Below are 13,316 nucleotides of genomic sequence, written 5' to 3' on the forward strand. Positions count from 1 at the left end.
GAGCTGTTAACAAAGACTATTCAGTAAGTTGAGTTCGAAATGATATGGAATGCCAGCTTAAACATCTTGGACACAGAAAAAAGATATGCTCCCTTTTGAGGCCGCATCTGCGGCAGACAAATCTTTTTACCAGTCTGGCCTTTTGAGTAAAGAAAGTCAGCTGGGTCTTAAAAGACTCCGTCATGATCTGCTCGCTCTGAGATATGTCAAGAATTTCCAGCCTGGCAGGCCAGAACTGCTGGTCCATCACGAGAGACTTTTCCAACCATTGCTTAGACTGCTCCAACTGACCTGATTCTTTAAGAAAAATCGAACAATAATAGCTGAAAATCAGATTCTGTTCCATGCTGCTGAGAATTTCAACAATAACCTTTGCACAATCAGGATTTATGACAAAGGTCCGGTCTTTGTTCTGGCTGTTTTTCCTGATAAACTGGTAAAGTCCTTCCAGCAAAACAAATCTCAAGTCGGGCTCGACACTGCTTAATGCCTTTTGCAGATTGCTTTTAAATGCCTTCCATCGACCTGAAGCATAATCCTGACACAAAAGTTCAAGCCAGGCTTCAACACATCCGGGATATATTTTTATGGACTTGTTAATTAGCTTCAGAGACTGGCTTTCATCATTGGCTGCCAGTGCTGCCTTAACAAGATAATGAGCTTGAGGCAGAGGTTGATCAAGCAGGCCATAATATTTGGCAGCCTTCTGGAAATCATTGGTTTCTGCGTAAAGTCTGGCCATTTCTTTAAGTATGGCTGGATCTTCACCTGTAATCTGGTAAGCCTGCTCAAAGGCAGAATGAGCACGATCATGAATGCCTGCTCTTTTAAAATCAATTCCCAGCTCAAACCATGCTCTTGCTTTAAACTGTTTGTTTAGTTGAGGCCTGGCAATCAGATTATTTCTAATCTGGATGGCCCGCTCAAGCTCACCCTGAGAACGAAATAAATTGCCGAGGGCAAGATAAATTTCCACAGCATCAGGGTTATTTCTAACAACCCGACTAAGCTCGCTGATAGCTGAAAAAGTATCTTGCGAAGGCGGTAGAAATCCTTCATCAGAGTGGACTAAAGAAGACTTGTCATTAGATGAGCCGCGTTTCAGCTTTTTAATCCATTTAAGCATATGTTGCTCTGTTAAGAAAAAAAGGGGACCGGCTCTCCCGGCATTTATTTTTAAATAGCAATACTTACATCAAAAAATAAATGCTGGGACGCCTGCCCCCTGCCTTCCTCAGAAAAAAGGAATGATCAAATAATAAGGTACCTATTCACCATGCTGGGAGGACAGCCTGTATCCTGATTAGTTTTCAGCTGCTGCAAACTCCCGGCATGAGCCAGTAAGTCAAAACCAGTAATTAATTAACGTAGCCGAGAGTCCGTCTTCATATCCTTGATTTTGACTAACAGGCTCAGGACTAGTCAAGCAAACAGCAATGGCAAAAACCAATCAGGATGCAGGCTTTACGCAAAAGTGAAAAACCTGGTGAACAGTTACCAATAAAGAACTAAGGACGTGATTCCTGCTGTTCAGGAGTTTCAGATGTATAGTTTTCGTCGTCAAGAGGCATATTGCGCAAGGAATTAACCTCTTCTTCCAGATCCTTAATTTGGGCTTTGCCTTTTTTAAGTTCTGAGGACAAGCGAAGTTTTTCTGCCAGCAGGTAAACCAGAGAAATAAATCCACCAGCCACAAAAGCAAGCAGCACGATCAGGTAATAGGGGATCTCCCTGCTTTCAAACTCAGCCCCGAAAAGTTCCAGGTGCAATCTGACCGTAGTAGAAAGCAACTCATGATTTTGAACGAAAAAAAGCATGGAAAAGAAAAACAAAAGAATCAGGGCAATTACTCTCAGATATTTCATGCAAGGCTCCTTATAAAATAGAAGTTTCAAAAAAAGGCTTAAGTTTCTGGTAAGTAGAAATTAAATGTTCCGGAATTACAGTAGTTTCATTCATAACGGCCATGAACGAATGGTCCCCTACCCAGCGGGGCAAAAGGTGAAAATGCATATGCTCCTTGATTCCTGCCCCGGCAGCTTCCCCGATATTCAAACCGATATTTATGCCAGCAGGATTAAAGGCAGACTTCAATATGCCGGTACACTTTTTCATCCAGGTCATGATTTCACAAGTTTCCTGATCATCAAGTTCAGTCAGACACTGCACATGCCTGTAGGGTGTAACCATGATATGGGCGTTACTATAAGGGAACTTGTTCATAATAACAAAGCAGAATTCAGCCCTGTGCAATACAAGGCGTTCCTCGTCTTCATCTCTATGCTCAGGCAGACAGAAAACGCATTCATCAGGCTTTGGTCCCAATATGTAATCTATTCTCCAGGGGGCCCACAAGGCTTTCATGACCTGCTCCTGAAAACAGTGTATACTGAACCTGAAAAAAATACAAATTTTAATTTGAACATTTACGACTTCTCTTTTTTAAGCAGGCGTGGGGTATTACAAAATTTGACTTAAAAACTTTTTGGTTCTGTCGTGTTCAGGACTTTGAAAAAAATGTTCAGGAGTGCCTGTTTCCAAAATTTTACCTTCATCCATGAATACAACCCTATCTGCGACCTGCCTCGCAAAGCCCATTTCGTGTGTTACCACGACCATGGTCATGCCTTCAAGGGCCAAATTGACCATAACATCAAGGACTTCACCAATCATTTCCGGATCAAGCGCTGAAGTAGGTTCATCAAAGAGCATAATTTTAGGGTTCATGGCCAGTGCTCTGGCTATGGCTACTCGCTGCTGCTGTCCACCTGACAATTGAGCTGGATATGAAGTTGCCTTTTCACTTATGCCAACTTTGGCCAGCAGATTCATGGCAGTCTCTTTGGCTTCAAGGGGAGGAATTTTTTTCAAAGTTATGGGTGCCATAGTGAGGTTTTGTAAAACCGACTTATGCGGAAACAGGTTAAAGTTTTGAAAAACCATTCCCAATTCCATGCGTACTTTATTGATATTGCATTTTTTATCAGTAATGTCTTCTCCGTCAACGATAATGGTGCCTTTGTCAACAGTCTCAAGGCGGTTGATAGCCCTTAAAAGAGTACTTTTCCCGGACCCGCTGGGGCCGATTATCACCACTTTTTCCTTTTGCTTTACATTGAGGGAAACATTGCTCAAGGCTTCAATATTATCAAAATATTTATAGATATTTTGAATATGAATAATATATTCTTCACTTTTTGTCATAGGGTTTAACCTTGTCCTCCATAATGCTCACAATTTTTGACAGAAGCAGGGTAATCATCAGATAAATCAGAGCAACCATGGTATAGGTTTCAAAATAGGCAAAGGTTTGAGTGGCAAACTCTCGTCCACGCCTGAGAAGATCAGAAACTGCAAGTATTGATACCAGAGATGTATCTTTTAACAAGGCAATAAATTCATTGCCCACGGGAGGAAGAATGGTTCGCATAGCCTGGGGAATAATGACATAGAACATGGTTTGTGATTTGCTGAATCCAAGAGATCTGGCAGCCTCAGTCTGTCCTTTATCTATGGATTGGATGCCGGCCCGGAATACTTCTCCCATGTAAGCTCCATAGCATACCGTCATTGCAGTTACAGCTGCTGCAAATGGATGGATCCTGAAAAATGTGCCCAAAGCGTAATAAATATAAAATAGCTGGACCAGCAGAGGAATCCCGCGGACAACTTCTACATATACTGATGCAATGAGGTTTATGAAACGATTTTCAGAAAGCCTGCCAAGTCCTGTGAAGAGCCCGACAATTAGAGAGCATGCAATTGCCAGAAAAGTAACCTGAAAGGTTATGATAATTCCGTCGGGTACGAACTTGATTATTCTTAAGTAGGGATCAGGCTTATATATAACAAGTGAAACAATGGCAATGATTGTTCCAATGAGGGTTACCCGCCAGGCATTAAACATGCCCGGATCTTTGGAAGAGGGAATGGCAGCACCATCAGTAACTTCTATCTTAACTTTGGTATCATTCATGGTAAATGCTTAAACTGCTGGAGAGTCAAAAGTTTTGCGTAATGATTGGGTTTATTGCAATTTTGTATGCCATAAAAAATTTCACAGATGCTATGGGTCTAACTACTTGAAATCGTCAAGCTTTTTTCTTTAACTATTGTAATAGAGTAGCACTTTGCATGCTGTATCAAGCAGACACATCAACGGAGTCGGTAAACATCTCGATATTCAGGCGGGCTCCGACCTCTTTGGCTAATGGATCGATCATGGGGGAGACTACTATTAATCTGTCAGCCTTTTGGCCATGGAGCTTCTCGTAAAACCTTGCCTTGCGCTCAAAAGCATACATGGCTGACTTGTCAATGGAAGACTTAAGCTCGCATATTATCAACATTCCGTTTTTGATGATGATATCCAGTTCAATCTGATCAGGTCGCCCAAACACTTCGCCTGAGGTGTCGTATTCTGTTACATTAAGTACTTTCACTCCAAAGCTTTTCTCCAGAATTCCTGCCAAAGAGTTACGAAAAGAACGTTCAGACATCATGCCCCAGCGGGCACCGAGTCCGCCCACAGTTCAGTCTATCTTTGTGGATACGGCCATGACTTCATTATGAAGACGTTTCAGCTCAAGCTGGTTTTCTTCCCATTTTCTATTTTGCTCATCCCATTTTCGTCTCTGTTCCTCCCGGTCCTGACGCAGTTCACGCAAAAGCATTTCAAAACGCGACTCTGATTCATCCCTGGGAACGAACTCTCCCCGCAAAGCTCTAGCCATGGCAGCACAAAATGCGGGGTCCTGCTCAATTAGCAAAGGCATTTGTTCAAGAATTTCGCTTTTTATGGATTCCAGGCTTGTGGTCATAACATCCTTCTTTCATTTTTTTCAGACCTTTTTTATACAATTGAATTTGTCATAGCCTACGCTATGATTTCTAATCAGTACCAGAAAAAACGTCAATGGAGATTGGGACAGTCCCCGCGAGGTAGTATAAAAAAGACTGATACTGCATTGGTTCCTGAGAAAAATTTGCTTAAATGAAAATAATTTGCACAGCGAGGGACAGTCCCCCTCAGGACTGTAAGCCTCCGGGCAGGAAGCTGTGCCAAGTGCAAAGTTCCCATCTTTGACGGAACTTTTTCTCCTCGTTCCCAGGCTCCAGCCTGGGGACGTCTTGTTCTTGCGGCTCCAGCCGCTTCTTTGAAATGTGGCTTAAGCCACAAAAAAAGAGGTAATAGCCTTAGCACGTTAGGGATTGCCGCGCTCGAAGACTCGCTCGCAATGACACCTGAGCTGTCAGGGATGTAGTTGCTGAAAACCTGTCACCCACGAGGGAGCCTAAGCGAACGAAGTAATCTGTGTGCTAAAGCCATAATTTTCTGAATTTATTGGACATTCGATTGTATTTACTTTGAAGGCATGAAAAAGGCCGGAAAACTGTTAAATTTTCCGGCCTCCAAATTTTTAAAGCCCAAACCACTTTTTCTTGAGTTCGTCTTCAATGCCTTTTTCCTGGACAGCCTTAATTCCTTTATTAATGAGCTCCAAAATTTCATCATTACCTTTGCGTACGGCAATTCCGTAATATTCAGGTTCATCAGAGTCTATCACGGATACAAGGTGCAACCTCTCTGAAAAACGAGGTTCATTCAAGGCGTACTGGGCAGCTACAGGATCGTCACAGACAACACCTTCAATTCTTCCATTATAAAGATCCTGCATGGCAAGACCGATTTCATCATATGATCTGGCAGTAACTCCATCAACTCGCTGAATAGCAAAATAACCGGTGGTTCCTATTTGTGCACCAACTGTTTTACCCTGTAAGTCTTCAAGAGTCTGGAAATCACTGTCACGGGAAACAACTAAGCCCTGCTTGACTTCATAGTAAGGAATGCTGAAGTCCATAGCCTTTTTACGTTCTTCGGTAATACTTACTGAAGAGCAGATAGCGTCATAGTTGCCTGCTGCCAGCCCGGCAAAAATACCATCCCAGGCAGTATTTCTGAATACCGGATTAAATCCGGCTTCCTGACCAACTGCTGTCATGTAATCAATGGAGTAACCAACCATTTCCCTGTTTTCATCAATCATTTCCATGGGGGGCCATGTAGCATCCACTGCAAAGACAATATCCCTGGCCATGGCCGGGGAAGCAAGAAACGACATGGCAAGAAAAAGCAGAACCAACCTTTTAAACATCTTAATGCCTCCTGAAAAAAGTTATTTTGAGTATAAAATGGAAAGAGTGTATTCTATTTTATTGGGAGGCACAGGTCAAGAAGGTAATGAATGCAGTCGAGGCAATGTTTGATTTCCATTTTGTTGACTGACTCAAAAAACTTCAAATTAGAGAAGCCCTGCATCTACCTTGTACGATAATATTTATGGTAATATTTATGATAAAAAAACAAATCTCGTAATAGCTTAGACCTTTGGATGTGGCACGGGGAATAGAGCGCGAAAAACGATAAGTAATAATTATTGTCTCGGCAAAAAAAGCTGGTAATTTGTCACCACTTTTAATAATTGATTAATTTGCCAATATAAGGCAATGTTTTTTTCTGTTGATGCACATTTTTCCAGTTTGGTATCAGAATAGAGCCATTCGCCAAAGCAGGAGACGAGCAAAGTGCTAAACTATATAGTCAACTTGATAAGGGGCTGAGTCTGATGGAGAAAAAAGTAGAGCAGGTTATCAAAAAGTTTACTGAATCAGTAGTCAATGTTTTGGGTACCATGGCTATGACTGAAGCAAAACCCAGTAAAGCCTATGTAAAAAAAGACAATAAGGCTAAGGGAGATATTTCCGGGGTTATAGGTTTTTCCAGTCCTTCAGGGAAAAGCAAGGGGACCATGTCAGTCACTTTTACCCAGCAGTCAGTATTGGGCATAATTAACAGCATGCTGGGAGAAGAGTTAAAGGAAATAACTGATGAAGTAGCAGATGCAGTTGGAGAGCTGACCAACATGATTTGCGGGCAGGCCAGAAAAGGACTTGCAGAGCTGGGCATGACCTATGAGGGGGCCATACCTTCGGTAATTACAGGCCAGAACCATTCCATACGCCATGTTTCTTCTGCTGCAATTCTGGCTATTCCTTTTGACACCCCTTTTGGCCCTATAATTGTGGAAGTGTGTTTTTCTTAACTGGCATCCTGCTCATCAGCCGTCACCCGGGCAAGCCATTTTCAAAATATGTGAGTATTTTAATAAGGAAGTGATCTTTTAGAGCAACACCGAGCCCCTCCTTCTCAGGAAGGGGCGCAGTAAGTGTTGATACCATGCAGTCAATGATTAAACAAGATTGCTATCTTACTGAATCCTGGTGAAATTTTTTCATCACTCCACAACTATCTTTTGACCAGGCTTAATAACAATCATCTCAGTTTCAGGAGAGCGCAAGGTCAGTTCCTGCTGAAAAAGGTCCGTGCCCTGCTCCAGAACCGGAAAAGATCCCCAGTGCATGGGAATAACTTTTTTGCACTTCAATAAACTGCAAGCAAGTGCAGCCTGTCTCGGATCCATGGTGAACACACCTCCAATGGGCAGGATTGCCACATCAATATCAAAAAGCTCACCCCACAACCCCATGCTGGAAAATATAGAGGTATCACCGGCATGATAAATAACAGTATTGTTTTCCAGTGTAATAATAAAGCCCACGCACTCACCCTTTTCTGAAGAATGGTCAGCCTGGATCATGGTGACACTGATGCCCTGGTACTGGATGGTACCGCCGATATTGAAACCAATTCCGTTAACTATCTTGTCCTGAGGAACGCCAAGTTCCTGGAATTTGGCGGCTACTTCGACTATGGCTCCAATACTGGCTCCAGTCTTCTGACATATTTCCACAGCCTGACCGATGTGGTCTGCGTGATCATGGGTAATAAGTATTAAATCAGCCTTTTCAATCTGCTGCCATTCAGTCTGGGCTGAAGGATTGCCCTGAAACCAGGGATCAATGATTATATTCAGATTAGGTGTGATAATTTCAAAATTGGCGTGTCCATGCCATAGGATTTGATTAGACATACTTTAACCTCCTTTTGTTACTGACTTTATAGGTGAAATTATACATTGTAATATACTGATAAAAATTTTATTTTACCCCGCTCCATCTTTTAAAAATATTATTGTCTATGCCAGCCGCATCAAGAATCCTGCTGACAATGTGCTTGATCAGCTGGTCGATACTTTTGGGAGAGTGGTAAAAACCAGGGCAGGGTGGGAGTATAGTCGCTCCAGCGTCGTGGGCTTTAAGCATATTTCCAAGGTGTATTCTGTTCAGAGGTGTCTCCCGGGGAACAATAACAAGGGGCCGCTTCTCTTTTAAAGTAACATCAGCGGAGCGGTGAATGAGATTGCTGCCAAGCCCATTGGCTATGGCTCCAAGACTTGCCATGGAGCATGGACAGACAATCATGCCCTGATGAATAAAAGTCCCTCCGGCCATGGGTGCTGCCAGCTCGTCCTGTGTGTACCTGTGATCTGCCAGTTCCAGAACCTGTTCAAATCCGGGAGATTCAATATCTAACACCTTGTAAGCTGCTTTGGAAACGATCAAATGCACTTCCAGGCCTCCAGCCTTGAGCTGTCTAATCAATTCCATAGTGTACGGCATTCCACTGGCTCCGGTCACAGCTAATACAATCTTTTTATTAGAGTTCAACTTAACATCCTTGTTTAAAGGTTAAGTACCCGTAATAATTCGTTTCTAAGCTCTTCTATTCTAAATGGCTTGTGTACGAATCCGGCCAGTCCCTGATTTTGAAATCTTTGTGTTGCTTCCTGTTCATTGTAACCGCTGCACAATATTACCTTGATGTCCGGACTCAGCTTACGCAAATGCTCAAAAGTTGTCACCCCGTCCATATTGGGCATCATGAGATCCAGAATGACACATGTTATCTCGTTAATATTGTTTTCAAAAACCTTTAAAGCCTCTTGTCCGTCATCAGCAGTCAATACTTTGTAGCCAATATCTTCGAGAGCTTCCTTAGTTAAGTCTCTGATCATCTCTTCATCATCCACAACAAGAATTGTAAGTGATTCTTTATTACTTTCTAATTGCAGGTCTACAAATTCCGCCTGGTTGTCCATGGTGCTTATTTGGTTAGCTACTGGAAAAAGCACTCTAACAGTGGTGCCGGAGTTTTCCCTGCTGCTGATAATTATGGCACCTTCATGTCCCTGAATAATGCCCAGAACAGCAGAAAGGCCAAGTCCTCGACCTGTAAATTTGGTAGTAAAAAAGGGATCAAAAAGCTTTTGCAGGGTAATATTGTCCATGCCATGGCCAGTGTCAACAACTTCAAGCCAGACATAACGTCCCGGAGCAGGGGTATTATCAGCCCTTGTCTGATTTAAATATTGCTTATCACAGTCCATTTCACCAGTTGAAATGGTTAGCCACCCGGATTCCTGGCCCATTGATTCACATGCATTGGTGATAAGATTCATCACTACCTGCTGAATCTGGCCTGGATCTGCCAGAATGCTGGAAATAGTAGGATCTAAATGCAAGTCGAGTTTTATATTTTTTGAAATGGTGCCCATGAAAAGTTGAGCATTTTCGGAAGAAATTCTGTTAAGATCAACATTTTGCAAAACAAATTTTCCCTTGCCTGAGTAAGCAAGCATTTGCTTTGTGAGATCAGCAGCCCGAGTAGCAGCCATTAAGGCCCGTTGAACCCTTTGAGCAAGGGTTGATTTTTCGGGTATTTCCTTTTGGGCCATTTCAAGGTTACCCATCATAGCAGCCAGCAGATTGTTGAAGTCATGGGCAATTCCACCGGCCAGAACCCCGAGGCTTTCTAATTTTTGGGAGTGTAAAAGGCGTCTTTCCATACTTAAACGTTCTTTTTCAGCCTTTTTCAGATCAGTAATATCTCTGCCGACTCCTACAATGGAAACCACTTCATTATTTTCATCAAGTATTGCCTTATCAGCCCAGGCCAGCCAGCGCCATCCCAGCCTGGTTTTGGCTCTTTGTTCCAGATAGCATTGATATGGCGGCTTGAACAGGGACTCCATTGCTCGGGCAGTATTTTCCTGATCTTTTTCATGAACAAGAGGCATGAAGCTGGTGCCAATAAGCTCTTTTTCGGATTTCTCGAAAAGATCACAATAGGACTTGCTCACAAATTCAAAATGGCCTGAGGCATCGACTTTAACCACCAGATCAGTCTGATTCTCAATTAACAGTCTGTATTTTTCCTCGCTTAGTTGCAGTGCTTCCTCATTTTGCTTGCGCTCAGTTATGTCTTTGATAATGCCAACAGTTTCCATATTCTTTGTTCGGAACTCACTTATTTCAAGCCATGAACCCGTGCTTAACTCTTCTTCATGGGGTTTGTGAGGATAGGCATGCGCCTCAACCTTATCAGCAATCCATTCTTTTTCTCGATTATTGGCAGACAGAAACAGTCCAGAGCGGGCACAAGCACTGATAAAATCTTCAAACGATACTCCCTGACCGGAGTAGGAACCGAGATCATAAAACAATTCTTTAAAATTTGAGTTATAGAATAAAATTTTGTCTGATTTATCAAACAGCACAAACGCGTCCTCGATGGCCTCAATGGCCTGAAACAGTCTGGCCTTTGCAAGTTCAGCTCTTCTGTCAAGCTCAACCAGCAGGTCAGATGTACGATCTGCCATATCATTAAAAGTTACGGCCAGACGTCCCAATTCATCATCTGAAATGACAGGAACTCGTGCAGACAGGTTACCCTGGCTGAACTCTTTCGCTGTTCTGGAAAGTCTGGCAACATTGCGAACAATGCTTTTGTAAATTATCAGGGCCACCAGTCCGGAAAACATAATTGAAAAGAACAAAGCGCTGCCCAGGATAATATTTGCTGTTTTTGCTGTTCTGGAGATAACCTGCCTTGCCATGTCTACTTCTTGGTTGGCCATGGCAATCAAGGATGCGGATATTGGCTCAAGGGACTGTATCTGAACATCGAATTCATTAAACTTGCTGAGAATATCTCTGTCAATTTCCAGAACTTTCAAGGCTTGATCCCTGTATTGCTGTAAACTGTTCAGAATCTCCATCTTCATCTCGGGTGAGATATTCATCAGGTATTTGATGTTGGATTCCAGGCCTGACATGATATTAAAGGAGGCTTGCATGGCTGGTCTTTGTCTGGTGGCAATATAGTCTTTTTTGAGAGATTCAAACTCAAGGGCCTGAATAACAAGATCAGGCTGATCAATACTTTGCAGCTTCTCAAAAAGTTCATGAAATCTTTTTTCCAATACAAACTGGGCTCCTGTGTCCTGCTCCCCCAAAAGAGCCACAAGACTGACAGCCTCATTAAGAGCCAGAGAATATCTCTCTGCAGCAGAGAGATAGAAATCAATGTATGGTATATTCTGACGCAGTTCACTGCTGACATGAGACTCTTCAATAAGTGTTTGAAGCTTCTGGCTGGTTTTGATGACAGAATTCATTTCATCACGAATCTGACTGACATAAATATCATATGCACTGGAAAAACCTATGCGGGGCCAGCGTAAAAAGAAGTCACGTTCCAATTGTCTGGTTTTATGCAGACCTGCCTCCATCTCCATGGCAGTTTTGCGGATTTCTGTGCTGGCAATGATAGTATTCTCCATTCTTTTCTGCATAATGGCCATGGATAAAAAGCCATTACCAGCAATAAGCAGAAGCAGCAAAAGTAGACAGCCCATGGAAATTGCCAGTTTAGTGACGACTTTTAAGTTTTTCCATCTGTGTTTGATTTTAGATATGTAGAGTTTCATTTCCTAAAAAACTCGCAATTAATCCAGTTAAGGTATCTGCTTGTCGCGTTTACAATTCAACGCGAGTTATTAACCGACCTCGGAACTAAGTCTTTTGCCGCATGGGTTCTGAAGCTGCTTAAACCTTTTTCATGGCAAAAGTCCCGTGCCATATGCAAAGCAGGAAAAAGAGTAGATTTAAGGAGTTGATTTATATGTAGAAACTATATTATTTATCAGGCCCTCAAACCCTGCTTCAGGCTCATCAAAGCGAAGCAGATTGTAACCGGCAATTCCGCAATCTCCAAACTCATCACAGTTGAGTGATCCAGTAACGCCGGTAAAATTTCGGGTTGAGTACAGGGCATCACGCAATTCTTGACGCATAATAATTAGAGAACCATCCCCAAGTTTTTGTGAAGCATTTTCAATGGCGGATAATAACAATAAGGCTGAATCAAAGCTTTGAGCATGGAAGGTGGCTTTGGGTTTCTGGTTGAACATGGCGGAAAAACTTTCTGTAAAGTCTTTGTATTCAAGTGTATCAGGAAACTTGGGGCTAACAAAGTATAAACCAGGGGCATTGTCTGAAACAGTGTTGATAAGGGTATAATTAAGCATTCCGTCTGCAGTCATGAGAATTAGATGGTCAAGTCCGTCGACTTGGGATTTTTGTTTAACAATATGGTATCCCTCACTGGGAAAAAGAGGCAGAAAAAGCATTTCAGATCCAGACATGGCAATAGCTTCCAGAAGAGGAACCATGTTTGTATCACCTTTATTTACCTCTGAAGAAAAAACCACTTCCCCTCCCAGATTTTTGAAAGCACTCTCAAAAGACGACGTCAGACCTGCTGTGTATGGATCTCCATCATTTACAGTGGCTGCTTTAGAAATGCCAAGGTATTGAAAAGAAAAATGTGCTGCAGCAACACCCTGATAAATATCACTGGCTACAGTACGGAAAAAACCAGGTTGCCAGTGTTCTCCCTTGCGACCCTCAATTGAAGTTAGAGAAGGAGCTGTAGCATTGCCTGAAATGAGCACCATACCTGCATTGGATAGAATCTCTGCAGCTGGAACGCTGGAACTTGAACAAGTAGTGCCATGAACTGCTATTACTGATGGCTCTGACGTAATCTTCTGTGCGGCAATAAAGCCACCTTCCCGTGAACACCTGCAGTCGAATATACTTATCTCAATGGGATGGCCTTTAATGACATGGTTTCTCATGGAAGATGCCAGCTTCATACCTTGTGTGTATTCAAGGCCGGAATTGGCGAGTGGCCCTGTCAGGGCCTGCAGAGTAACAATTTTTATGGGATCGTCTGCCTGTAAATGGACACATCCAAGTGGATCTGTGCAATCAAAGTGGGAGGACTTATCTTGCCCGCAGGCGGTGAGGAACAGTATTATGTTGAAGAGCACTAAGTAAAATTCTTTCATGATTTAACCCTACCGTTTTTGTATCTGTTTGGCGCTTGCAAGTAACTAAAACCAAATTAGTAATAAATTCAAGGCATTATGGTTTTACCATACAGATTGCTTCGGTTGCTTAGGCTCTCTCGTGGGTGACAGATTTTCAGCAACTATATCCAGGCGATC

General features: G+C 42.6%; 13 protein-coding genes. 1 reads left to right on the top strand and 12 read right to left on the bottom strand.

Annotation, left to right across the window (positions count from 1 at the left end; translation table 11 throughout):
* Positions 1-16: 16 nt before the first annotated feature.
* The 8 genes from LZ23_RS02370 to LZ23_RS02405 form a co-directional block, all read right to left on the bottom strand.
* The gene (locus LZ23_RS02370; RefSeq protein WP_045211279.1) at positions 17-1,126 is read right to left on the bottom strand and encodes a tetratricopeptide repeat protein; all 1,110 of its coding nucleotides are present in this window, start codon (positions 1,124-1,126) and stop codon (positions 17-19) included.
* Positions 1,127-1,508: 382 nt separating this feature from the next.
* Entirely contained in the window at positions 1,509-1,865 is a 357-nt protein-coding gene (locus LZ23_RS02375) for a LapA family protein (RefSeq protein ID WP_045211281.1), read from the bottom strand.
* 10 nt (positions 1,866-1,875) lie between these two features.
* Positions 1,876-2,364 carry an HIT family protein gene (locus tag LZ23_RS02380; protein ID WP_045211283.1) on the bottom strand — a complete coding sequence of 163 codons (489 nt, stop codon included), beginning with the start codon at positions 2,362-2,364 and terminating at the stop codon, positions 1,876-1,878.
* Positions 2,365-2,460: 96 nt separating this feature from the next.
* Entirely contained in the window at positions 2,461-3,204 is a 744-nt protein-coding gene (locus LZ23_RS02385; protein WP_045211287.1) for an amino acid ABC transporter ATP-binding protein, read from the bottom strand.
* The gene (locus LZ23_RS02390) at positions 3,191-3,976 is read right to left on the bottom strand and encodes an amino acid ABC transporter permease (RefSeq protein WP_045211289.1); all 786 of its coding nucleotides are present in this window, start codon (positions 3,974-3,976) and stop codon (positions 3,191-3,193) included. Before LZ23_RS02390 ends, LZ23_RS02385 begins: the two co-directional genes overlap by 14 nt.
* A gap of 166 nt (positions 3,977-4,142) precedes the next feature.
* Positions 4,143-4,529, bottom strand: a complete 387-nt coding sequence (locus tag LZ23_RS24500) for a PD-(D/E)XK nuclease family protein (RefSeq protein ID WP_198145879.1) — start codon at positions 4,527-4,529, stop codon at positions 4,143-4,145.
* Positions 4,530-4,532: 3 nt separating this feature from the next.
* Positions 4,533-4,820 (bottom strand): hypothetical protein, encoded by a 288-nt coding sequence (locus LZ23_RS24505; protein ID WP_198145880.1) that lies wholly within the window; start codon positions 4,818-4,820, stop codon positions 4,533-4,535.
* A gap of 600 nt (positions 4,821-5,420) precedes the next feature.
* Positions 5,421-6,158, bottom strand: a complete 738-nt coding sequence (locus LZ23_RS02405) for a basic amino acid ABC transporter substrate-binding protein (protein WP_045211292.1) — start codon at positions 6,156-6,158, stop codon at positions 5,421-5,423.
* A 471-nt stretch (positions 6,159-6,629) separates the two neighbouring features.
* Here LZ23_RS02405 and LZ23_RS02410 point away from each other — a divergent pair, with 471 nt between their 5' ends.
* Positions 6,630-7,106, top strand: a complete 477-nt coding sequence (locus tag LZ23_RS02410; RefSeq protein ID WP_045211293.1) for a chemotaxis protein CheX — start codon at positions 6,630-6,632, stop codon at positions 7,104-7,106.
* Positions 7,107-7,298: 192 nt separating this feature from the next.
* On the opposite strand, the gene LZ23_RS02415 is transcribed toward LZ23_RS02410, so the two are convergent.
* The 4 genes from LZ23_RS02415 to LZ23_RS02430 all read right to left on the bottom strand — a co-directional run bounded on the left by LZ23_RS02415 (position 7,299) and on the right by LZ23_RS02430 (position 13,157).
* Positions 7,299-7,994, bottom strand: coding sequence for a metal-dependent hydrolase (locus tag LZ23_RS02415; protein WP_045211295.1), 696 nt, complete (start codon positions 7,992-7,994; stop codon positions 7,299-7,301).
* Between the two features lie 67 nt (positions 7,995-8,061).
* Positions 8,062-8,631 (bottom strand): UbiX family flavin prenyltransferase, encoded by a 570-nt coding sequence (locus tag LZ23_RS02420; protein WP_157493083.1) that lies wholly within the window; start codon positions 8,629-8,631, stop codon positions 8,062-8,064.
* Between the two features lie 14 nt (positions 8,632-8,645).
* Entirely contained in the window at positions 8,646-11,732 is a 3,087-nt protein-coding gene (locus tag LZ23_RS22150; protein ID WP_052507046.1) for a response regulator, read from the bottom strand.
* A 177-nt stretch (positions 11,733-11,909) separates the two neighbouring features.
* Positions 11,910-13,157, bottom strand: coding sequence for a branched-chain amino acid ABC transporter substrate-binding protein (locus LZ23_RS02430; RefSeq protein WP_052507047.1), 1,248 nt, complete (start codon positions 13,155-13,157; stop codon positions 11,910-11,912).
* Between the last annotated feature and the right edge of the window lie 159 nt (positions 13,158-13,316).

This window comes from Desulfonatronovibrio magnus, from assembly GCF_000934755.1.
GTDB classification, from domain to species: Bacteria; Desulfobacterota; Desulfovibrionia; order Desulfovibrionales; family Desulfonatronovibrionaceae; genus Desulfonatronovibrio; species Desulfonatronovibrio magnus.